Below are 22,960 nucleotides of genomic sequence, written 5' to 3' on the forward strand. Positions count from 1 at the left end.
AGTTGAGACGGCGACGGTGAGGAAGTTGCAGCCTTCGAGGTACGAGGAGGCGAGTCCGTGGGTGTACCAGGAGGTGACGAAGGTGGTGCCGGTGAGCCAGCCGCCTAGCGCTAAATAGGCGCAGGGGAATAGCAGTAGGCCGGACCAGCCGACAAATACGAAGCGATCGCGCTTGAGCCAGTCGTCAATGGCGTCAAACCACCCTCTTGAACTTGGCGCGCGTCCGACTGCAATGGTCATTTCAAATCCTCTTACTATTGCGTCAAATCGTCTGAACTTGAGCAATTAACATTATTTATTTGACACGACCCACGTCAGACAGTAGTGGGATATTTTGGAGAAGTTTGCCGGGTTCTGTCTTCAATAGACACACTCGCTTGATTCCCCTGCGTGTCAATTTCCACTAACCTGTCGCCCTGATACCGGGTTTCAGGCTACTGTTATTTGGGAATGGGGCGCTTTTTGTCCCCAAAGTAAAACCCTAGGGTTCTAGCACGTGTCCTCTATGATAAGAAAATATCAGAATTTTTACAATCTGACACGTACTTCTCATTAATCTCTAGCTCAGTTAGATTGCTAAATCAATAGCATAAATCCCTGGGAAGCTAGATAATCTGAATCAGTCCGATCTTAAAAATTTTCCTTAACAACTTTGGCGAACACAGAGTTTTCTTTCATGGCTGCACCGACAACATCCACAAGTAACCGCGTTCTCCGTCAAGAGGTTTTAGGCTCTCGTCGTTTGAGTAACTATTGGTGGGCAACCGTAGTCTCCTTGGGAGCTACAGGCTTTTTATTGGCCGGAATTTCAAGTTACCTAAAAGTTAATCTTCTCCCTTTTGCTGACCCCACCAAGTTACTTTTTATCCCTCAAGGGATAGTCATGGGACTTTACGGGTTAGCCGGGTTACTCGTAGCGCTCTATCTATGGATGATGATTCTTTTAGACGTAGGGGGCGGTTACAACGAGTTTAATCAAGAAACCGGATATATTCGGATCTTTAGATGGGGCTTTCTCGGCAAAAACCGCCAAATTGAAGTCGGCTGTCGCATACAAGATGTCCAAGCGATTCGGGTGGAAATTAAAGAAGGTCTCAACCCACGCCGGTCGATTTATCTGCGCGTCAAAGGACGCCGCGATATTCCCCTGACGCGAGTTGGGGAACCTCTACCCTTGTCAGAGCTGGAAAATCAGGGTGCCCAACTGGCTCGCTTCTTGGAAGTGCCCATTGAAGGTCTCTAACAATTCTTGGTTGAGCCTCCCAATATCTGCATAAGATGATTCAGTAGCTCTGGCTACCAATTAGGTGAAATGAAAATGCAGATACAAATCCGGCACTGGTTTATATTACTTTTTGCGATCGCAGGACTGATGTTGGGGGGATGTACCACCGAGCAGGCTACTTCCTCGGATACCAGCCCCTCAGCAACTGAAACAACCTCAGCATCTGCCACTCCAGCGAGTAGTCCCAAAACAAGCAGTTTGCCTCGCCTAGAAGGTAAAGCCACCGTAGACATGACGGTTAAAGGCTCGCTAATTACGATTGAAGTCGATGGCACTAATGCCCCGATTACATCTGGGAATTTCGTCGATTTAGTTCAAAGAGGTGTCTATAACGGACTGGTGTTTCACCGCGTAGTGCGGCAACCGCAACCCTTTGTTGCTCAGGGTGGCGATCCGCAAAGTAAAGACCCGAATGTGCCCACAGAACGTCTGGGGATGGGCGGTTTTATCGATCCAGCGACGGGTCAAGCGCGTTATATTCCCCTCGAAATTAAGCCCAAAGGGGCGGAAAAACCCGTTCTCAGCGAAACGCTCAAAAGTGCGGGTGTTTCTCAACCCCCGCAGTTGCGACATACTCGTGGCGCTGTCGCAATGGCTCGCTCATCTTTACCCGACTCGGCTTCGTCGCAGTTTTACATTGCTTTAGCCGATTTGCCGTTCTTGGATGGTGACTATGCTGTTTTTGGCTATGTAACCAAAGGGATGGAGGTCGTTGACAAGATTCAGCAGGGCGATCGCATTGAATCGGCTAAGGTGACCAAAGGTGCGGAAAATCTCAAGAAATAGCAATTGGCGATTCGCTGGGTAATCGGTGGAGATTGTCGTTACTGGGATTGGTTTAGTCTCGGCTTTGGGTAACAGCTTGCAGACGAGCTGGCAACGTTTAATCGCCGGTCAATCTGGCATTCAGTTGCATCAACCCTTTCCAGAACTTGCCCCCCGACCCTTAGGATTGATAGGGAAACAACCCGCTGAGTTAGCAACCCTGACTCAGCGGGTTGTCGCTATGGCGCAGGAAGATGCTGGTTTGGTTTCGCCTTTGCCCGATTGTGGAGTCGTCATTGGTTCGAGTCGCTCTTATCAGGCATCTTGGGAGAAATTGGCGCGGGAGTTCTATCGGGATGCCGAACCAGTAAAATCGCCGCTATACAAACACCTGCCAACCCAGGCTTTTTTGGAGACGCTGCCCCACATGAATGCGATCGCAGCCGCTCGTCAAATCGGGGCAACTGGGTCAGTCTTGGCACCAATGGCGGCTTGTGCAACTGGAATTTGGGCGATCGCACAAGCAGCGTCGCTCTTGGAAACTGGGCACTGTCAGCAAGTCATTGCTGGAGCCGTGGAATCATCGATTACACCGCTGACCCTGGCAGGGTTTCAGCAGATGGGCGCTTTAGCTCAAACGGGCGCTTATCCTTTTGATCGGCGGCGGGAAGGCTTAGCCTTGGGAGAGGGGGGAGCCGTCTTGGTACTGGAATCCGCAGAATTGGCAAAGCGTCGCTCAGCACGGATTTATGGTCAAGTGCTGGGATTTGGCTTGACATCGGACGCTTATCATACGAATACCCCTGAGCCAGGAAGTCGGAGTGCGATCGCGGCGGTCAAGCAATGTTGCGATCGCAGCAACCTTTTCCCTGCAGACATCCATTACATCCACGCTCACGGTACCGCTACCCAGCTCAACGACCAAAATGAGGCGCACTTAATTCAGTATCTCTTTCCTCAAACAGTGCCAGTCAGTTCTACTAAGGGAGCCACAGGTCATACATTGGGAGCATCTGGAGCCTTAGGTGTCGCTTTCTCCCTAATGGCATTGAAGCATCAAATCTTGCCACCGTGTGTGGGGTTAAAGGAACCAGAATTTGATTTAGATTTAGTTAAAGTCCCGCGTCAAGGTGAAATTAAACAGGTGCTTTGTTTCAGCTTTGGTTTCGGAGGGCAGAATGCAGTGGTAGCTTTGGGGAAAAAGTAGCCGAACGCCTTCAGGCGTTATGCCACCTAAAAAAATAGAGTGGTATATACCACTCTACAAACTCTCTACTAATTTTTAACTGGCGACTACTTCCCAAACAAGCTGTCTTGCTTGTAATTCTTTCCAGGAAGCCTTTAACTAGCCAAACGCTCGGTTGATTGAGGTTGCAACAGCGATACCAACTGCTCAACTCCTCTTTGAAGATGCCGTGTCACCGTCATCGGGCTGACACCAATTCGCTTAGCCGCTTCTTTCCGAGGAAGATCTCGTACCAACACCAACTCAATTGCTGCTTGAGTTTTGTTGTCCAAATAACTCATTGCCCCTTCCAGCTCTTGCCGTTCTTCTTCTTGACTTTGCCAGGATTGATAGCGAGGGTCAGGGAGTGTTTCCGCCAACGTCACCTGAAAGTCAGACTGCTCAAAAACGACACTATCTAAACTTAATGGTCGGCAGTTTTGAGCCGCAACCTTGCTTTCACTCCACTCTTCTAGAGATACTTTAATTGCTTGGGCAATTTCAGCTTCTTTTGGCGATCGCCCTAAAGTTTGTGCCAACTCTTTTCGCGCCTTTTGTCCTTCCTGCTGGATTTCCTGCCACCGACGAGGCATTTTCATTACGCCGCTTCTGTCGCGTAAATAATGCAGCATCTCGCCGCGAATGTAAGGAACCGCAAAGGAACTAAAAGCATAACCTTGATGGGGATTGAATCGCTCAATCGCCCGAATCAAACCGAGATAGCCGAGTTGTTCCAAATCTTCATAAGGTTCCGCACACTGATAGCTGACTCGATGAGCCATCTTCCGAACCAGTCCAGCATTCAACTGCACCAGTTGATTGCGAACTTCAACTGATGGATTTTTATAGTAAGCAATCAAAAGTTCCATCGAATCGGAGCTGCAAGAAGATTGAGTCGCCATTGTCAAAGCCTCTGTAAAACCACCCCGTTTGGGAGATTGGGAAATCGCTATCTCTTCATTTCGTCTAACTGAATTCATTTTCTGTATAGGCGCTTTCAACAACCATCGTTGGAATACGGAACTCACAGAGAGCCTCTCCAGGAATGTCAGCATATATACGTAAGTTGCAGTTTGATGTAGCCAAAAACTAATCCTTACTTCAAAAACAAACCGTAAGCGTTTGCTTCGTGAAACCCACCCTTCTAAGGACTCCGGCTCTACGTCACAATTGAATTAGACTGGCGATCGCATAAATGTAAATGACTCGTAATATTTCTGAGGAAGCTTCATGAGTAACACCAGTAACTTCCGTCAAGCGATGCGTGAGGCTAAAAATCACGCACTCGTTGGCCCCAACGTTATTGCCAACGCCCTCCCCTACGTCGGCGGTGGCCTTGTCTTAACTGCACTTGGCACCTACGGGGGTCTTGGCGTTCTCCGTTCCAACCCAGGGCTATTCATGCCAACCTTCTGGGTTGCCCTGATTGCAGAATTTGCCCTTTTCTTCGTTGCCCAAAACGTTGCCATTAATGGCAAGAAAAGCGTTGCTCTGCCCCTTCTGGCTACCTACAGTCTGTTGTCGGGCTATACCCTGAGCGGATTGATATTCGTGGCTCTGAGGACACCAGGGGTCGGTGTGGCAGGAATTGGTTTTGCCGCCCTCGGCTGTGGCGTTACCTTTATTGCTGCAAGACAGATTGGCTCCAATCTGTCGGATCAAGACGGTATGGCTCTAACGAAAACAGTACAGCTAGGCATTATTGCCTTAGTTGTTGTGCTAGTGGGTCAGCTGCTGTTGTCTTTGTTTGGTGTCTATACACCCACCTGGCTAGAAATTGCCATTTCTGGAATTGGCGTGTTTTTGTTTGCCGGTGCTGCTGTGGTGGATTTCTATATCCTGCCCCGTGCTTACCGCGATGACCAATATCTGCCTGCTGCTTTGTCGATGTATCTGACTTACATCAATTTGTTCATTTTCATTCTGCGGTTGCTGAACGCGCTCAATAGCCGCGACTAAAAGGCAAAAGTTTCATTAAGCGCACACATTTTGAAGCCGTGGTTTCCCACGGCTTTTTTTGGAACTGGACATTTACCAACAAACTTAGATAAATTTGATTGCAGTGCAATATGAGCAGCGCTCAAGAAAAAGCGCTAAAGCAATGCTGGAAATCATAGACATCCAACGTGAAGTAGAAACGTTGTCTTAGCATCTGGATCAAGATCAAGACTATCTTTAACTTTCAGCAGTTACTCCACAAATTCAATCTTAATGGGGTAATGGGTAAGGGATAATTGGTAACTTCCCCTGTTCCTCTCCTTCGCTTTCTTTGTTCAGGTCTTAGTGATTGGGAGAGAGACTCCAGCTAAGATCGAAAAGAGTGCAACTTTACTACCAAGCGCTCATCGGAAAAAGCTCAAAACAATGATTGAACTCCTAGACATTAAACGCGAAGTCGAAACGTTGTGCGATCGCCTGGGTAAAACCCAGGACTATCTTTGACGTTCCTGCTCTAACTGCCAAAATTCAAGACTTGGAGCAAGTCGCGGCGCAACCGGATTTTTGGGACGACCAAACGAGTGCCCAACAAACCCTCCAAGAACTCAATGACCTCAAATCCCACCTGGAACAATTTCACCAGTGGAAAAACAGCCTGGAAGACGCTAGGGCGGTTGTGGAACTGCTGGAATTAGAAGCTGACGAGTCACTGCTTTTGGAAGCTGAAAGCAACATTACCAAGCTCAATCAGGAACTTGAGCGATGGGAATTGCAACAGATGCTTTCCGGTACTTATGACCAAAGCGGAGCCGTTTTAACCATTAATGCCGGAGCGGGTGGCACAGACGCCCAAGACTGGGCGGAAATGTTGTTGCGGATGTACACTCGCTGGGCAGAAAACCACGGTTACAAAGTTACCTTAGCGGAAATCTCCAAAGGAGAAGAAGCGGGGCTTAAGTCAGCCACCTTAGAGATTGAAGGGCGTTATGCTTATGGCTACCTGAAGGCAGAAAAAGGAACCCACCGGCTGGTGCGGATATCGCCTTTCAACGCCAACGACAAGCGCCAAACAAGCTTTGCTGGAGTGGAAGTAATGCCAACTCTGGATAGATCCGTGACTCTGGACATTCCAGATAAGGATTTAGAAATCACCACCTCTAGGGCTGGTGGTAAAGGTGGACAAAATGTCAACAAAGTGGAAACAGCGGTGCGGATTGTTCATATTCCCACCGGGCTTGCCGTGCGCTGTACTGAAGAGCGAAGTCAGCTGCAAAACAAAGAAAAAGGTCTTGCCATCCTCAAAGCTAAGTTGCTGATTGTCGCCCAAGAGCAACGCGCCAAGGAAATTGCGGACATTCGAGGGGATATGGTAGAGGCAGCTTGGGGCAACCAAATTCGTAACTACGTTTTCCACCCGTACCAGATGGTCAAGGATCTGCGGACAGGTGTGGAAACGACTGCCATTAACGATGTGATGAATGGCGACCTCGATTCGTTCATTGAAGCCTATCTGCGCCAAGAAAATCAGCTTACCTAAAAGCTGCGCCGTTGGGTCTTTAGGATAGCCTCAGTGAGAGTGTTACTTAGCTACCAAGACACCAAGAAATTAGTAACATCGGGTGGACAAAGGAGCGATCGCTCCTTTGTCCTTTACTTGCTGATTCGGTGATTTGCCATCAATTGCGAAACAAACTGTTACATTGTTGGAAGAAAAGTTTATCCCTGGCTTATCATCAGCTGGAAAAACCACTTTTGAGTCTTCAGTAATTATCCTTATGAGCAACTCCTCTTCAACGCCACAAGCGGCATCACAAACTCCAGAACCCATTTCTGAATCGACACCCGCCTCGACAGAGCCTCAACCCAGCTACGTGAAGCTGGCAATGCGAAACATGGTACGAAAAGGAGGCACTTCGTTAAAACATTTTGCCCTGTCAACCATTGGTCTTGTGGCGCTGCTGATCGGTCTTTCTTACCTGACTCGTTAATCCGGAACACGGTTGTATGGGCATAAACATAGAAGTTAGCATCCAAGACTATTTCTTCTCGTCCAATCCAGCAGATGCCAGTGCCCAAGAAGAAATTTCACCTGAAACTTGGGAAACTTGGTTCCATCGTTGGATGGAAACGCTGCATCTAGATCTTCCTCAAGCGGATGCCTATGAACTGAGTTTGCGCCTCACGGACGATAAAGAAATACAGACCCTCAACGCCCAGTATCGTCATCAAAATAAACCGACAGATGTATTAGCTTTTGCATCCTTAGAGGTAGACTGTCCTCAGCCGATGGATTTTTTAGAGGATACACCTCTGTATCTTGGTGATATCGCCATCTCCGTTGAGACTGCGACTCGGCAGGCTCAACAACAGGAACATCCCTTAAAAACAGAGCTAGCCTGGTTAGCGGCTCACGGTTTGCTTCATCTACTCGGCTGGGATCATCCCGATGAAGATAGCCTGACTAAAATGTTGAACCAGCAGGAAACTTTACTCCAGGTTATTGGTCTTACTATCTAGCCTAGCTATACCCAATAGCCTTCATCTGTACTTAGATTCAAGACTTAGATTCAAGTTTCGCCCACGCGCCAGCCGGAGCGATGGTTCATGCCCTTCAGCCCCGTAAAACCCTTGCCATGTCTCAAGAAATTTCCACACCTTCTTTGAACCACTCAGATGTAGTGAAACCAAACCGGGATTTAGCTTGGCGAATTGCGCCGAACTTAATAATTAGTTTTAAATATGCTTGGGCCGGACTTCGATATGCCTTTATTACCCAACGCAACTTTCGCATCCATGTAGTTATAGGCACCCTAGCCATTGGTTTGGGTGTCTTTTTGCAGTTGAAGGCAGTCGAAATGGCGGTGATTGGAATAACAATTGGGCTAGTGTTGGCGCTGGAGTTATTGAATACGGCAATTGAGTCAGTTGTTGACTTAACGGTTAAGCAGGCTTACCATGAGCTTGCCAAAATTGCTAAAGACTGTGCTGCTGGTGCCGTTCTGGTTTCGGCACTCGTGTCGGTATTGGTAGCTGGTTCGCTGCTTTTGCCACCCCTTGTAATTCGGATTCAGTCGATGCTGCGCTAAGTAGTTTTGAGTTTTGAGTTGAAGGCTTCTGACTCACAAGGAGTTTACATTTGATTCTGGTTATTGATAATTACGACAGTTTTACCTATAACTTGGTGCAGTATCTGGGAGAACTTGGCGCTGAACTGCCCGTAGCATCTGAAATTCAGGTGTATCGCAATGACCAAATCTCCCTTGAGCAAATCGAAAAGCTTAAACCCGATGGAATTGTGATTTCGCCGGGACCAGGGCGTCCAGAAGATGCGGGAATTTCCCTGGAGTTAATTCAAAAGATGGCTTCCGGGGTACCCATTTTGGGCGTTTGCCTGGGACATCAAGGCATTGGTCAAGTATTCGGCGGTGAAATTGTTTCTGCACCCATGTTGATGCATGGCAAAACTTCTCCAATTCATCACACAGGTGTAGGCGTATTTCGAGGATTAGATAATCCCTTTACCGCTACCCGGTATCATAGTTTGGTGATTGACCGACACAGCTGCCCAGATGTCCTGGAAATTACGGCTTGGGTAGACGACGGAACCATCATGGGCGTCCGGCATCGGAACTATCCGCATATTGAGGGCGTCCAATTTCATCCGGAGAGTATTCTGACGGCTTCAGGAAAGCAATTGCTGCGAAACTTCCTGGAATCGCTTTAGTGCTAATGGCTAATGGCTAATTGTTCATTGGTCAATTAAGCATTAGCGATTAGCAAAGGACTAATGACTAATGACTGAGGACTAAATTCTGATGAAACGGCGACAGTTGATGCGCTATGCTGGGGCGGGTTTGCTTACAGCATTAGGAACAGGCTTGGCTTCTGGATTTCAGACTTATCAGGCGGCAACACCTGGTGGATCTGTGTCTGTTAAATGGCTGGGGCATACCAGCTTTTTGTTTACTGGAAGTGGTAAACGAGTCTTGGCGAATCCCTTTCAGAAGCTGGGCTGTACGGCTGGGTATCGTTCATCGAAGGTGCCAGCGGATTTAGTGTTAGTCAGCAGCCTATTACTTGATGAAGGGGCGGTGGAAGGGTTGCCAGGGAATCCCCAGTTTTTATATAAACCGGGAGTTTACCAAGTTGACAACCTAAAAATTCAAGGAATGAGCATTAACCACGATCGCAACGGTGGACGCCGGTTTGGCACGAACGTGGCTTGGCGTTGGACGCAAGGAGGAATCAATATTCTGCATTTAGGCGGTGCAGCAGCACCGATTGATATTGAGCAAAAAATCCTGATGGGACGTCCCGATGTATTGTTAGTACCTGTAGGCGGAAGTGACAAAGCCTACACGCCTCAGGAAGCCATGCAGGCAGTACAAGTCCTCAATCCCAAATTGGTGATTCCCACGCATTACCGTACCCAAGCCGCCGATGCTGCGAGTTGCGATATTGTCTCTGTGGATGAATTTTTGGCATTGATGGATGGAATGCCGGTGCGTCGGGTCAATAGTGATACTTTGACGGTTAAATCAACGGATTTGCCAGAAAATGGCACTGCGATCGCAGTGATGAGTTATAAGTTTTAAACAATCATGCGTGATGAGTCCCTAGTTATTATTTAGTGAATGGCTAATGACTAATCAGGATGCCCCGATTGGATTGCCGCATAAAGTTGATTAAAATCCTCATTGGGTAACAATCCGGTGGGATCTAGGGAAAAGCATTTTTTGAGGCGGGTGACAAGATACATATCAATGTCACCCTTATTTTTTGCATTGACTTTTCCCCGATATTCACAATCAAAAAAATTTTTCACTAACTCAAACGTGGCTTTTGAAATATTAATGTTGCCACAAACTCCACAGGATTCCATTCTGGAGGCAGTATTAACCGTATCGCCCCAAACATCATAAGAAAATTTATTATGACCAATCGCACCCGCTAGCAAGGGTCCTGAGTGGATGCCGATGCGGACTTCCCAATAGGGATGATTATTTTTGATTTTTTCGAGCCGCCGCCATTGCATAAAGGCTTGAATTTGTAAGGCGGCTAGTACAGCATCAATTGCATGAGTGCGGTTAGGAGTGGGAATTCCTCCAACACACATATAACTGTCACCAATTGTTTTTAATTTCTCTAACTTGTGGGTTTCAATGAGCATATCGAAGCAAGAAAAGCAATAATCTAATTCATTGACTAAATCTTCGGGAGTAAGTTGTTCGGCTAATTGAGTGAAATCTTTAAAGTCGGTAAACAATACTGAGGCAGAGTCATAATGCACGGGTTTAACTCTGCCAGTGCGTTTTAATTCATCGGCTACACGTACAGGAAGTACGTTCAGTAACAGTTGCTCAGATTTGCGTTTTTCTGCCTCTAGTTGGGCATATAGCTGATTTAATTGGGCGAAGCCACTGGCGTTACGAATTGCTGCCGATACTTGCAAGGCTAGTAAATAACTAATGCGTAAATCTTCCAGTGTGTAAGCGTGGGCTTGGGTAGTCGCAAAGTTGATAGTACCAATGACTTGGCGATCGCTCTGTAGGGGGACGAATATTTGGGAAGCATAAGAGTGCAGAAAAACAGATGGAGAGCCTTCTCGAATCAGTTGCGATTGACCTGTTTTCATTGCACGACCTAAAGGGCTGTCCTCTGCGACAATCGTGGCAGTCAACTCTACAGGATCGCCAAATAGGGTTACGAGGCGGCAAGAACTGGTATCGGTGCAGATATAGACACTACAATGCTCGAAATCCAAGAGCCATTTAGCTTGTTTACCAACAACCCGCAAAATCTCGTCTATATCCAGGGTACGGTTAATCGCTGTCGCAATTTCATTGACAGCGGCGATGCGGCTGGAAAGAGCTTGGGCTTCCGCAAGCAGACGGCGGGCTATCAGCAGTAGTGGTTCGCGAGCTTGTTTTTCTAGCTCATTGCTACTATCAAACGGAGGGAAAGAGTCATGGGTATTGCCCATTATTGGGATGATTCTGTTTTTCCTGAAATTTAACGAACGACATTCTCAAGAAAATACGGACTCACGAGAAAACTGGCAATTTACAATTGGTCAATTTCGAGAGCGATCGCATCTGTGTATCGATTTATGCTGGTAAATAAGTCAGCAGTGGAAATAATCTCGAAGATTTCTGAGTCATCTAGCCCCAACTCTCGTAGATTTTGGTAATCTTTTGCGGTCAGTTCGTGGGGTTTAGTCCCGGCAAGTAAGCCAAAACGAATGACCGCTTTTTCGCGCTTGGGAAGCGGACAGGCAGCAAAGTCTGAAACCAGTGTCCGGAGAACTTCTTCACTCATTCCTAGCGCTGATAATCCATGCAAGTGAACGTTGAGGGCATAGGGACTGTTGTGAGCCTGAGAGATGGCAACTCCCACCATTTCCTTCAGGGTGCGGGGCACATCTCCTTGCAGGATGGTAGCGCGGAATTTTTTCCAATTCGCTTCCAGCACACCGGGATTTATCGCCATTGATTTGAAAATGTTGGGAATGATCCCAAACCCTAATTCAGACAAAATTTCGTTATATACTGTTTTGACCTTTAAATCTGTGACTTCATCTTGTTCTTGAAGGGGGAAGCGAGTCATAGTTGCCTCTATCATTCGTTTGTAAAATTGCTAAGCGAGATGGAAGCGGTTTTTTTGTTATTTGAAATATTTTTGTTCTCATTTAATAGATGCAAGAGTCGATCGGGAGTATCGTTCCGTCGAATCCAGTCATTAGCGATCGCGCAGCCAATCCCCTGAAAAAATCGCTAACGATTCAGAAAATTTTAATTTGAGTTGTATTCGAGTACACCCTATAAAGATTTGTTACCAAATCTCTCATAGTATAACCTTGAAAATATATTGGTCAATTTGATTGACTCGACCACCTAGAAAAACAAAGATACGTAGTTGAGATTATGCAAGCAGAATACGCAGCGCGTCGCGAGCAGTTGATGGCGAAAATTGGCAACGGCACTGCCATCTTTCGGAGTGCCCCAGTGGCTGTCATGCACAACGATGTTGAGTACACTTTTCGGCAGGATAGTGATTTTTATTACTTAACTGGATTTAATGAACCAGAGGCGGTGGCAGTTTTAGCGCCCCACCATCCAGAACACCGATTTGTATTGTTTGTCCAGCCAAAGGAACGAGATAAGGAAGTTTGGACAGGATATCGGGTCGGGGTGGAAAAGGCAAAAGAATTCTATGGGGCGGATGAAGCTTACCCGATTGCAGAACTAAATGAGAAACTACCTCAGTATTTAGAAAAAGCCGACCGGATTTATTATCATTTGGGACGCGATCGCGATTTCAATGAAACGATTCTCACCCACTGGCAGCGGTTGATGGCGGGTTATCCCAAGCGGGGGACAGGGCCAATTGCCATTGAAGATACTAATCCGCTGCTTCATGCGATGCGACTGGTGAAGAGTCCATCTGAGATAGAACTCATGCGTCGTGCAGCTGACATCTCAGCAGAAGCTCACAACTGGGCGAGAGAATTCGCGCAACCGGGGCGTTACGAGTACGAAGTGCAGGCGGAGATAGAACACATCTTCCGAAAACGGGGTGGAATGGGGCCAGCTTATCCCTCAATTGTTGCCTCTGGCGCGAATGCCTGCGTGCTGCACTACATTGAGAATAATCGGCAGATGCAGGATAACGAGTTACTGCTGATTGATGCGGGTTGTTGCTACGACTACTACAACGGTGATATCACGCGCACATTTCCGGTCGGGGGCAAGTTTACGCCAGAACAGAAGACGCTTTATGACATTGTATTAGAAGCGCAGTTACAGGCGATCGCGCAAGTTCAACCCGGAAATCCCTACAACTTAGGTCACGACACGGCAGTGCGCGTTTTGGTCGAAGGTTTAATCGATGTAGGACTCCTCGCGGGTGATATTGAAGAAATTATCAAAGAGGAGAAATATAAACCCTTTTATATGCACCGCACCGGACATTGGCTGGGTTTAGATGTCCACGATGCCGGTGTTTATAAGCACGGGGAAGAAGTTTGGCAGAGTTTGCAACCCGGTCATGTGCTAACAGTGGAACCAGGTCTATATATTGGACTGGATGTAGAACCAGCCGAGGGACAACCTGCAATTGATGACAGGTGGCGTGGCATTGGCATCCGCATTGAGGATGATGTGTTAGTGACTGAGTCAGGGCATGAGGTACTGACGGCGGGGGTTCCCAAGTAGATTGGATTAAATCTTAAACTTCATCAAAATCCCTGATTATCCGCAAATCCACGGGTTTAGTGAGGGTATCTTTTTTTCGGAAACAGCCGAGGCGGAATTGGTTTGTTCGTTTCCAACTCGCGCCATCAGTCAAGCAGAATTACAGTTTTGTGTCGCAAAGCCCATATTTTCCCCCTTATCTGGGTAAAATCGCTGATAGGGGCAGCGTTGGGAGCAAGGCGGAGGTCTATGGTAATGCAAGGTGTAGAGAATTCCTCTAAGCAGGCGGAGCAGTTTCAACTGCTTCAAGCCCAACTGCGCGATCGCTGGCAGGGAGTCGATTTGTTCGACAGCGATGACTACGATATTTTAGTGATTCCTTCGGTCAGCCTCGATCAGCGGGAACTGCTCAAAATTCAGGGCTTTCTCAATTATGAAGAGCGGCTGCTCTTTTCTTTAATTCGCCTGCGACACCCGCGCACGCGGCTGATTTATGTAACTTCACAGCCGTTACCGCCGATTGTGATTGATTACTACTTGCAACTGTTGCCGGGAATTCCGTTTTCTCATGCACGCGATCGCTTGTTACTATTTTCCACCTACGATTCCTCAGCCAAACCTCTGACTCAAAAGATTTTAGAGCGCCCTCGCTTGATGGAGCGGATGCGGCAAGCCTTGCGCCCCGAAAAATCTTACATGATCTGCTATAACTCGACCATGCTAGAGCGAGACTTGGCAGTACAGATGGGCATTCCCCTTCTGGCGCTCGATCCCGATTTACTCACCTGGGGCACCAAAAGCGGCAGCCGGAAAATCTTTGCCGAGTGTGGGGTTCCTCATCCCGATGGCAGCGACAGTGTCTGGAATGCAGAAGACTTGGGTGTAGCAGCAGCCGAATTATGGGAACGCCAACCGCAGTTAAAGCGGATGGTTGTCAAACTCAATGAAGGATTTTCCGGCGAGGGAAATGCGCTACTGGATCTCAGACCGATCAAAAATGTAGCACCCGGAGAAGCCTCCCATGCCGAAAGGGTTGCCGCGATCAGCGATCGCTTTTCTTCCTTGAGCTTTCAAGCCAAAGCAGAAACTTGGGAAAATTTTTCCAGCCGTATCCCAGAGTTAGGGGCAATTGTAGAAGCTTTTATTGAAGGAGAGCATAAGCGATCGCCCAGCGTTCAAGGTCGCATTGACCCCAATGGAGAAGTCGAAATTCTCTCCACTCACGACCAAATTCTCGGTGGCCCGGATGGTCAGATTTATCTCGGTTGTAACTTTCCAGCAGATGAAGCTTACCGCCTGCGCTTGCAGGACTTAGGATTGCGTGTGGGGCGAAATTTGGCAAAAAAAGGAGCTTTAGAACGCTTTGGGGTGGACTTTATCGCCTGTCATCACCCCGAAAAATCTGGCGAGCAGTGGGACATCCAAGCGATTGAAATCAATTTGCGGAAGGGCGGGACGACCCACCCGTTTATGACCCTCAAGTTTTTAACTAACGGTCGCTATGACAGTTCCACGGGTTTGTTCTACAGCCAACAAGGTCGCCCAAAATACTATGTTGCTACCGACAACCTCCAAAAAGAACGTTATGTAGGGCTGTTGCCGAATGATTTGATGGATATTATTGCCCACCAACGGCTGCACTTTGATACCAGTACAGAAACCGGAACTGTATTCCATCTCATGGGTTGTCTTTCCGAGTTCGGCAAGCTGGGATTAACCAGTATTGGTGATTCTCTGCAACAGGCAGAAGAAATTTACAACAAAGTTGTGAAAGTCCTAGACGAAGAAACGAAAACTCGCCCTAGTGCTTCTTACTCGGCATCCTATCCCAGTCCTCCGATTGCTTGGAGTGGAAAGAGTTAAAGAGTGTGGAGCTAGCGCAACGCTTGACTGACTCAGATAAAAGTGATGTTAAGCGTTGCAGTGCAAAGCAAGGACTAAGTATATTTCCTTAACGCCATTGAGACTGGAAATAATCACACGAGAATTTCTTTGGGCTGCGCCAGAATAGAAACAACTCTTTTTTCTTGATCGCTAAATAATGGTGCTTTAAACGATTAGTTACTCAGTCCTCAGTCCTCAACCCTCAGCCCTATTTTAAGCGGCAAAAACTGAGCGCCAAAAGCCTATACTAAACATCGCTCAATCGTTGATAGAACAGATTTCGCTAATGATGAGAGGTCATAACCGCCCTCAAGACCAAAAACAATGCGACGAGTTACTTGCAGACAATAATCGGTTAATAACCCATAATCTTGCGGTTGCAGGTTAATACTAGCTAATGGGTCATCTGCATTCGCGTCATAACCAGCACTGACTATCAGCAAATCTGGCTGAAAATTGGTTAAAAAGGGTACAATCTTCTGCTCAAAAAGCGGTTGGTATTCAGTGATTGTGCTGCCAGGAAACATGGGGAAATTCAGCACATTGTTGTGGATACCGCGTTCGGAAGCTTGTCCGGTGCCGGGATAGCAAGGAGATTGGTGCAAGGAACAGTAGGCAATTTGGGGGTGGGTTTCTACAATATTTTGCGTGCCGTTGCCGTGATGAACATCCCAGTCGAGGATAGCAACGCGATTGATGCTGGGTTGTTCGAGGGCATAGTAGGCTGCGATCGCTGCATTGGAAAATAAGCAAAACCCCATGCCATAATTGCGTTCTGCATGGTGTCCGGGAGGACGTGCCAGCACAAAAGCTGGGTTATTGGTAGCGAGGACGCGATCTACCCCATCCAGCCACGCGCTGGCTGCAAGCATTGCCACATCGTAACTCCGAGGGGAAACGAGGGTATCGCCACCATCCAAATATCCGCCACCATTCTGGGCAATCTGCCGGACTTTCTCAATGTGTTGTTGAGTGTGGACTTGTTGTAAAATCGGCGCGATCGCACGGTTCTCTACTGGCGTTGGCAGCTGCCATTCAATTTGAGCTGCCCAAGGCGCAGCTTTTAAAGCGTTCACAATTGCCGTCAGGCGTGCGGGTCGTTCTGGGTGGGATCGACCCGTGTCGTGATCGAGAAACTCATCTGAGTAGATTACAGGCAGCATAGTCCGAGAAAGGTTGGCAACACCAGGATCAATCATAGGCAGCATCAATGCTTTCTGGCATTATCTGCACCTTGCTTAATCCCGTTTCAAATCATCCCTCAAATCTTCACCTTCGTTGTACATTTGAGGTGCCACCGCCGGGTTATTCTTCAGTTCACCTGGCTCTACATTCAACAGAGTTTCGTTGATTGACGGAGGCTGTTTGATCTTAGCGATCGCTTCTTTCACTTCTGGGTCTAGTGCTTCTTCTTGTTCGTTCATCTCTTCATCTTGAGAAACTTGTTCAGCGCTCATATATATTTACCCAAATAGGTTTAACTGTCCGTGACTCAGCTTAAACTCCTCCGTGGGGAGACATACACTGTCTTGAGGCTTAAATTTTAAAATGCCGTCTGCCTTATCCGTCCTCTCTCGCTTCTCCTGGATCATCCAACAGAAACTTATCGCGTAGATAAGTTGTTCATAACTAACCTCAAAATTTTGTATCTTATGATTCAATTTATGAATAAAAAAGTATAACTTTTACGCCCGATTGCGGAGTCTGGGCGGAGGAGAAAACTCTTTTACCTGCAATAGCGAGGAAATAGCAGTGTCACCAAAAAAGCCCAACCCCCCCGATCGCACTCAACGCTGGAGATTTCCTCAACTTTTTGGCTTGGCAAAGCGAAATCCTCTGATGATTTCACGCTGGGTCTTACGCTGGACGGTTCTCGGTACTGCTTGTGGCTTATTCGCTGGGTTGTACTGGAACGTTCTGGAGTTCTTGATTCACATCCTTAACCGGGTTGAAGGGCCGACTCTACTGCTGGTGATGCCACTTGCCGGGTTGCTAATCGGCTTGGTGATTTATTTTCTAGGGAATCCCGGTGAAATTGCCGTACTTGTTGATAATATCCACTTTCGCGGCGGACGCCTGGATGCGACCAAAAATCCCTCGATGATTCTGGCGTCCCTATTGAGCATCTCGGCTGGGGGCAGTGCTGGCCCAGAAGCACCGCTGGTACAAGTCACTGGCTCCTTGGGAACTTGGGTCGCTGACCGCTTGAATTTGCAGGGAGAAGACCTGCGATCGATGAGTTTGGCGGCGATGGCGGCGGGCTTCACTGCTTTATTTGGCGCACCTCTGGGCGGTGCCATGTTCGCCTTAGAGATTTTGCATCATCAACACGTTTTGGAGTATTACGAAGCAATTCTGCCAGCAATTGTGGCGAGTTGCGCGAGTTATCTAGTTTTTGCGGCAATTACCAAACTAGGGATTGCCCCAACTTGGCATTTTCCTCAGTACACTCTCGACAACATTGATGATTTTGCGATGGCGATCCTGTACGGAGTGATTGGAGCCGTAGCCGGATGGCTGTTCATGAGCATTTTTCGAGGATGCGATCGCCTTTTAGCTCGAATTCCCGGCCCCATTTATGTACGGACGACTTTTGCAGGGTTAGGATTGGGCATTTTAGCGACTCTTTTGCCTCTCACCCGTTATTTTGGACACGAAGAGTTAGCAGAAGTCCTCGATCGTGATTTTTCAATCGCTTTCTTGCTAACGCTCGCGATTGCCAAAATGGTGGCAATTTCCATCACAGTCACGGGTGGTTGGCGGGGTGGTTTTATCATCCCAATCTTTTTCACGGGTGCTTGTATCGGCAAAGCGATCGCCCTATTGATTCCAGGATTGAATCCTGCCCTTGCCATGATTTGCGTCATGGCGGCTTTCAATGCATCGGTAACGCGGACGCCCGTAAGTACAACTTTACTGTTGACAAAACTAACGAACATAAGTCCGTTAACGCCTGTCTTGTTTGCCAGTTTGATTGGCTTTTTTCTGGCTCCCAAAGCACCTCTGATTACGGCTCAACTCAAAACGAACCAAGAAGCGATCGCAGAGTAACCACAGTCCGTTAAAAGATTGCTAATTGAAGATTGTTCGTGACTCGTGGCAAAACGCATTATTAACCACGAACGATTCGCCATTCTTCCATCAGCAATTAAGCCTTAAATAATGACTGATAAAGACCAAAATGTGATAGAATTTTAATAGAATTTGTCATTATTTGGAATTAAGGCGGAACTTATTGCAAGCCTTTGCATATTATCTGCCATTTTTCTATACTTTTGGAGCTTTTTCACAGTATGACCACTTCCCCGGAGCGGATTATCCCCACGGATTTAGGGAGCGAGATGTCCCGGTCTTACCTGGAATACGCGATGAGCGTAATTGTTGGTAGGGCACTCCCAGACGCTAGGGATGGTCTGAAACCTGTACACCGGCGGATTCTCTACGCCATGAATGAGCTGGGTCTTACCCACGATCGACCTTTCCGCAAATGTGCCCGTGTGGTGGGGGAAGTGCTGGGTAAATACCATCCTCACGGTGATACAGCGGTATACGACGCCCTAGTGCGGATGGCGCAGGATTTTTCCATGCGCGACCCGCTGATTAACGGACACGGCAACTTCGGCTCGGTGGACAACGATCCACCAGCGGCAATGCGATACACCGAATGCCGCTTGCAAGCCCTCACAGGGGTTGCTCTCCTCCAGGATATTGAAGCGGAAACAGTAGACTTTGGGGATAACTTCGATGGTTCCCAGCAAGAACCGCTGGTATTACCCGCACGCATTCCCCAGATGTTGCTCAATGGTTCTTCGGGGATTGCCGTGGGAATGGCAACAAACATTCCCCCACATAATCTGGGAGAGTTAATCTCTGGATTGATCGCCTTGATCCACAATCCAGAAATTACTGACCTGGAGTTGATGCAGTATATTCCTGGCCCAGACTTTCCGACAGGCGGACAAATTCTGGGAGTTTCTGGGATTAAGGAAGCCTATACGACTGGGCGCGGCTCGATTACAATGCGGGGCGTTGCCCAGATAGAAACCATTGAACATCGGGGGCGTCCTGACCGGGAAGCAATCATTATCACTCAGTTGCCTTACCAAACGAATAAGGCGGCGCTGATTGAGAAAATTGCCGAAATGGTGAATGAGAAGCGGCTGGAGGGAATTGCCGATATTCGGGATGAAAGCGATCGCGATGGAATGCGGATTGTCGTAGAACTCCGGCGAGACGCTTATCCCCGCGTTGTCCTGAATAACCTCTACAAGCAAACGCCCATCCAAGCAAACTTTGGGGCGAATATGCTGGCGCTGGTAAATGGGGAACCCCAGTTACTCAGTCTCAAGAAATTCCTCACCGTTTTCCTAGATTTCCGGATTGAGTGCATCACCCGTCGCACCCGCTACGAATTGCGGAAAGCAGAAGAACGAGATCATATGCTGCAAGGGCTGCTGATTGCCCTGTTGCACCTGGATGCAATGATTGAGCTAATCCGCAGAGCCGCCGACACCCCAACCGCCAAAGCGGAAATGATGGAAACTTACGGGTTGTCTGAGTCGCAAGCGGATGCGATTTTGCAGATGCAGTTGCGACGCCTGACAGCACTGGAAGCTGAAAAAATTCGCTTAGAACACGAAGAGTTACAAGCGCAAATTGCCGATTTGCAGGATATTTTGGCGAACAAAAGTCGCATCCTGGAAATCATTGAAAATGAAGTGTCGCAAATCAAAACCACCTTCGCAACACCGCGACGAACCACCATCGAACACGCGGAAGGTGAGATTGATGACACCGATTTAATTGCCAACGAAAAAGCCTTAATTCTGCTAACAGAGCAGGGTTATATCAAACGGATGCCAGTCAACACTTTCGAGGCGCAAAGCCGCAATACGAGAGGGAAGAAAGGCACTGGCATGAAAGAGGATGATGGCGTTGAGCATTTCCTCACCTGCTGCGACCACGATAGCGTTCTATTTTTTAGCGATCGCGGTGTCGTTTACTGCCTCAAGGCGTACCAAATCCCAGCTTCGTCTCGCACGGCGCGGGGTATCCCGATTGTGCAAATGCTGCCCATCCCGCGAGACGAGAAAATCACCTCCATCGTGCCGGTTACAGAGTTTACCAGCGATGAATATCTGGTGATGCTGACCAAGGGTGGTTACATCAAAAAGACAGAACTGTCTGCTTTCGGCAATATTCGGGCAAATGGTTTGATTGCGATTTCCCTGGAAGAAGGCGACCAGTTGCGGTGGGTGCGAAGAGCGAGAGCCGATGACAGCATCATCATTGGATCTCGGCAAGGAATGGCAATTCACTTTAGAACCAATCACGAGCAACTGCGTCCCCTCGGTCGCGCCACGCGAGGCGTTCGGGCAATGGCTCTCCGCAATGCGGATGAGCTGATCAGCATGGATATCTTGCCAAGTCAGGTGGTTGCGAAGATCGTCGAGAGTGAGGAGTCGGAAGCATCGGAAGCATTGGAAGCAACCAGTGAAGACGCCCCTATCACCAATGGTCAAGGGCCGTGGGTGTTAGCGATTACAATGGGTGGATACGGTAAGCGAATCCCGGTTTCTCAATTCCGCCTGCAAAATCGCGCCGGGATGGGGTTAGTGGCGACGAAGTTCCGGAAGCCGAAGGATCGACTCGCCGCATTGCGGGTGATCAATGAAGGCGATGAGCTAATGATGGTGACGAACCGAGGCATTATCATCCGTCAAGCAACCGATGCGATTTCCCTGCAATCCCGGATGGCAACTGGAGTCCGGGTGCAACGCCTAGATGAAGATGATGCGATCGCTGCTGTTGCATTAGTACCCCCCTCGACTGACTCGACTGACTCGACTGATGATGAGGAAGAAGTAGAGAATTAAACATTAAAAATGCAAAATTAAAAATGAAGAAACTACTTTTAATTTTTAATTCTGCATCTTTAATTTCTCTGCTAGGTGGCATCTTGATGGGGGTGACAACAGCTCCCATCCAAGCATGGCCTCTCGCTTGGATTGCCTTAACTCCTCTGTGGATTTTAATCGTTAAAAAGGGAGAATTGAAACTTAAGAAAGGAGGAGAAACTTCTTCATTTTTAAGTTTTAATTCTCCCTTTTTAATTGGTTTAGCGTGGGGGATTGGCTATCACGGCGTTGCTTTATCTTGGATTACCGGGATTCACCCGATGACATGGTTGGGGGTTCCCTGGCTGGCAAGTTTAGCGATCGCATTCTTCTGTTGGACTTTCATCACCCTTTGGGGAGCCGGATTAGTTGCAATTTGGGCGGCTGTTCTGGCTTTCCTCTGCAAGCCAGCAAGCAAAACATCTTCATCCTTGCTTCGTCTTTTGATTGGCATTGTTTTGTGGTGCGGACTTGAAAGCCTTTGGGGTTCTGGATCGCTATGGTGGACTTCCCTTTCTTATACCCAAAGTCCTCACAATCTAGCCATTTTACACCTTGGTCAAATCTCTGGCCCTAATACAGTAACCGCAGCAATTGTAGCTGTTAATGGCTTAATTGCCGAAGCATGGATTAACCGCAAACAACACATAAGATATAAAGAAGAAATAGATTCTTCCAGTATTTCCTCTGCGCCTAAAGCGGGAACACGGTTCGTTCTTCATCCAGGTTATTTAAGCATTGCGACTGGGTTATTAGTAGCGTTACATCTAATCGGATTTGGGCTGTATAGCCGTCCCTTGATTCAACCTCCCCAAACTGCATTAAAAGTAGGAATTATTCAAGGAAATATTCCCAATAAACTCAAATTCGATCCGATTGGCTGGCGTCGTGCAATCGAAGGCTATACCAGCGGCTACAAAACTTTAGCGGACGAGGGAGTTGATGCTGTTTTAATACCAGAAACAGCATTGCCCGTCCAATGGACGCAACCCAGTTGGATTCGAGATTCTTTCTTACAAGCAATTTTGGATAAAGGTGTAGTTGCTTGGATAGGAACCTTTGGGGAAGCGGGAAATGATTATACAAATAGTCTTTATACGATTATTGGTACTGGTGAAACTTTTAGCCGCTACGACAAGACTAAGCTAGTGCCTTTAGGGGAATTTATTCCCTTTGAAAAAGTTTTAGGGAAACTAATTGACAAACTTTCTCCTCTCGATGCTCACCTAATTCCTGGCAAAACAAATCAGATATTTGATACACCTTTTGGGCGTGCAATTGTGGGTATTTGCTATGATTCCGCCTTTCCCGAACTTTTCCGGCGTCAGGCGGCTGCGGGTGGGGAATTTATCCTCACAGCGTCTAACGATGCTCATTACACCTCATCAATGATGGCGCAGCATCACGCTCAAGATTTGATGCGGGCAATTGAAAGCGATCGCTGGGCTGTCCGCGCTACGAATACTGGATTTTCTGGCGTGATAGATCCTCACGGGAGAACTTTGTGGATATCTAAAATGAATACTTACCAGCTACACGTAGCCACAATTTATCGACGACAAACACAGACTTTATATGTGCGTTGGGGCGATTGGTTAACACCCGTTTTGTTGGTGTTGGGAGCGATCGCTTGGTTCTTCACTATCTTCTGGCGAGATAATCAGCGTGGAAGATGATGGCAACCCTACCGCTACCCGTTTATTTTTCGCTTAGTGTAGTCATAAAGAATAGCGATCGCTCCCTCCGTTAAAACCATCTTGGGATGGTAGATTAA

General features: G+C 47.7%; 20 protein-coding genes and 1 pseudogene. 15 read left to right on the top strand and 6 right to left on the bottom strand.

What is annotated here, in order from left to right; all coding sequences use genetic code 11:
- Nucleotides 1–240: pseudogene (locus NC997_RS16145) on the bottom strand (photosystem II D2 protein (photosystem q(a) protein)); the annotation flags it as partial.
- A 436-nt stretch (nt 241–676) separates the two neighbouring features.
- On the opposite strand from NC997_RS16145, the gene NC997_RS16150 reads away from it, so the two are divergent.
- From NC997_RS16150 to NC997_RS16160, 3 genes are all read left to right on the top strand, one after another.
- The gene (locus NC997_RS16150) at nt 677–1,243 is read left to right on the top strand and encodes a photosystem I assembly protein Ycf4 (protein WP_190414475.1); all 567 of its coding nucleotides are present in this window, start codon (nt 677–679) and stop codon (nt 1,241–1,243) included.
- 75 nt (nt 1,244–1,318) lie between these two features.
- Nucleotides 1,319–2,071, top strand: coding sequence for a peptidylprolyl isomerase (locus tag NC997_RS16155; RefSeq protein WP_190414474.1), 753 nt, complete (start codon nt 1,319–1,321; stop codon nt 2,069–2,071).
- Nucleotides 2,072–2,096: 25 nt separating this feature from the next.
- The gene (locus NC997_RS16160; RefSeq protein WP_190526188.1) at nt 2,097–3,257 is read left to right on the top strand and encodes a beta-ketoacyl-ACP synthase; all 1,161 of its coding nucleotides are present in this window, start codon (nt 2,097–2,099) and stop codon (nt 3,255–3,257) included.
- 134 nt (nt 3,258–3,391) lie between these two features.
- On the opposite strand, the gene NC997_RS16165 is transcribed toward NC997_RS16160, so the two are convergent.
- On the bottom strand, nt 3,392–4,177 hold the full coding sequence (locus NC997_RS16165) for an RNA polymerase sigma factor SigF (RefSeq protein WP_190414495.1): 786 nt from the start codon (nt 4,175–4,177) through the stop codon (nt 3,392–3,394).
- A gap of 328 nt (nt 4,178–4,505) precedes the next feature.
- On the opposite strand from NC997_RS16165, the gene NC997_RS16170 reads away from it, so the two are divergent.
- From NC997_RS16170 to NC997_RS16200, 7 genes are all read left to right on the top strand, one after another.
- Entirely contained in the window at nt 4,506–5,234 is a 729-nt protein-coding gene (locus tag NC997_RS16170) for a Bax inhibitor-1 family protein (protein WP_190414472.1), read from the top strand.
- A 408-nt stretch (nt 5,235–5,642) separates the two neighbouring features.
- Nucleotides 5,643–6,750 (top strand): peptide chain release factor 2 gene (gene prfB, locus NC997_RS16175; RefSeq protein ID WP_190414494.1). Its coding sequence is split into 2 segments (ribosomal slippage): nt 5,643–5,714 and nt 5,716–6,750, totalling 1,107 coding nucleotides; the frame shifts between segments, so codons are not numbered across the junction.
- Nucleotides 6,751–7,039: 289 nt separating this feature from the next.
- Entirely contained in the window at nt 7,040–7,201 is a 162-nt protein-coding gene (locus NC997_RS16180; RefSeq protein ID WP_347275892.1) for a DUF3285 domain-containing protein, read from the top strand.
- A gap of 22 nt (nt 7,202–7,223) precedes the next feature.
- On the top strand, nt 7,224–7,730 hold the full coding sequence (gene ybeY / locus NC997_RS16185; protein ID WP_190414493.1) for an rRNA maturation RNase YbeY: 507 nt from the start codon (nt 7,224–7,226) through the stop codon (nt 7,728–7,730).
- Between the two features lie 116 nt (nt 7,731–7,846).
- Nucleotides 7,847–8,299: a diacylglycerol kinase family protein gene (locus NC997_RS16190; protein WP_190414492.1), complete on the top strand. Its 453-nt coding sequence runs from the start codon at nt 7,847–7,849 to the stop codon at nt 8,297–8,299.
- Between the two features lie 50 nt (nt 8,300–8,349).
- Nucleotides 8,350–8,937: an aminodeoxychorismate/anthranilate synthase component II gene (locus tag NC997_RS16195; protein WP_190526191.1), complete on the top strand. Its 588-nt coding sequence runs from the start codon at nt 8,350–8,352 to the stop codon at nt 8,935–8,937.
- Between the two features lie 91 nt (nt 8,938–9,028).
- Nucleotides 9,029–9,808 (top strand): MBL fold metallo-hydrolase, encoded by a 780-nt coding sequence (locus NC997_RS16200; RefSeq protein WP_190414469.1) that lies wholly within the window; start codon nt 9,029–9,031, stop codon nt 9,806–9,808.
- A gap of 50 nt (nt 9,809–9,858) precedes the next feature.
- Here the strand turns inward: NC997_RS16200 and NC997_RS16205 are convergent, their stop codons facing one another.
- The gene (locus tag NC997_RS16205; RefSeq protein WP_190414468.1) at nt 9,859–11,196 is read right to left on the bottom strand and encodes an adenylate/guanylate cyclase domain-containing protein; all 1,338 of its coding nucleotides are present in this window, start codon (nt 11,194–11,196) and stop codon (nt 9,859–9,861) included.
- A gap of 80 nt (nt 11,197–11,276) precedes the next feature.
- Nucleotides 11,277–11,819, bottom strand: a complete 543-nt coding sequence (locus tag NC997_RS16210) for a carboxymuconolactone decarboxylase family protein (protein ID WP_190526194.1) — start codon at nt 11,817–11,819, stop codon at nt 11,277–11,279.
- 317 nt (nt 11,820–12,136) lie between these two features.
- On the opposite strand from NC997_RS16210, the gene NC997_RS16215 reads away from it, so the two are divergent.
- Both NC997_RS16215 and NC997_RS16220 read left to right on the top strand, forming a co-directional pair.
- A complete protein-coding gene (locus NC997_RS16215; RefSeq protein ID WP_190526196.1) occupies nt 12,137–13,426 on the top strand; it encodes an aminopeptidase P N-terminal domain-containing protein in 1,290 nt (429 codons plus the stop codon).
- A gap of 234 nt (nt 13,427–13,660) precedes the next feature.
- Nucleotides 13,661–15,268, top strand: coding sequence for a peptide ligase PGM1-related protein (locus tag NC997_RS16220; protein WP_190526354.1), 1,608 nt, complete (start codon nt 13,661–13,663; stop codon nt 15,266–15,268).
- A 263-nt stretch (nt 15,269–15,531) separates the two neighbouring features.
- Here the strand turns inward: NC997_RS16220 and NC997_RS16225 are convergent, their stop codons facing one another.
- Both NC997_RS16225 and NC997_RS16230 read right to left on the bottom strand, forming a co-directional pair.
- The gene (locus tag NC997_RS16225) at nt 15,532–16,452 is read right to left on the bottom strand and encodes a histone deacetylase (protein WP_190526356.1); all 921 of its coding nucleotides are present in this window, start codon (nt 16,450–16,452) and stop codon (nt 15,532–15,534) included.
- A gap of 75 nt (nt 16,453–16,527) precedes the next feature.
- Nucleotides 16,528–16,746, bottom strand: a complete 219-nt coding sequence (locus NC997_RS16230) for a hypothetical protein (RefSeq protein ID WP_190526198.1) — start codon at nt 16,744–16,746, stop codon at nt 16,528–16,530.
- 295 nt (nt 16,747–17,041) lie between these two features.
- On the opposite strand from NC997_RS16230, the gene NC997_RS16235 reads away from it, so the two are divergent.
- From NC997_RS16235 to lnt, 3 genes are all read left to right on the top strand, one after another.
- Nucleotides 17,042–18,340, top strand: a complete 1,299-nt coding sequence (locus NC997_RS16235; RefSeq protein ID WP_347276083.1) for a chloride channel protein — start codon at nt 17,042–17,044, stop codon at nt 18,338–18,340.
- Nucleotides 18,341–18,582: 242 nt separating this feature from the next.
- Nucleotides 18,583–21,165 carry a DNA gyrase subunit A gene (gene gyrA, locus NC997_RS16240; protein ID WP_190433416.1) on the top strand — a complete coding sequence of 861 codons (2,583 nt, stop codon included), beginning with the start codon at nt 18,583–18,585 and terminating at the stop codon, nt 21,163–21,165.
- Nucleotides 21,166–21,188: 23 nt separating this feature from the next.
- Entirely contained in the window at nt 21,189–22,862 is a 1,674-nt protein-coding gene (gene lnt, locus NC997_RS16245) for an apolipoprotein N-acyltransferase (RefSeq protein WP_190526200.1), read from the top strand.
- Nucleotides 22,863–22,960 lie beyond the last annotated feature (98 nt).

The organism is Trichocoleus sp. DQ-A2, from assembly GCF_039961915.1.
Taxonomy (GTDB): domain Bacteria; phylum Cyanobacteriota; class Cyanobacteriia; order Cyanobacteriales; family FACHB-T130; genus FACHB-T130.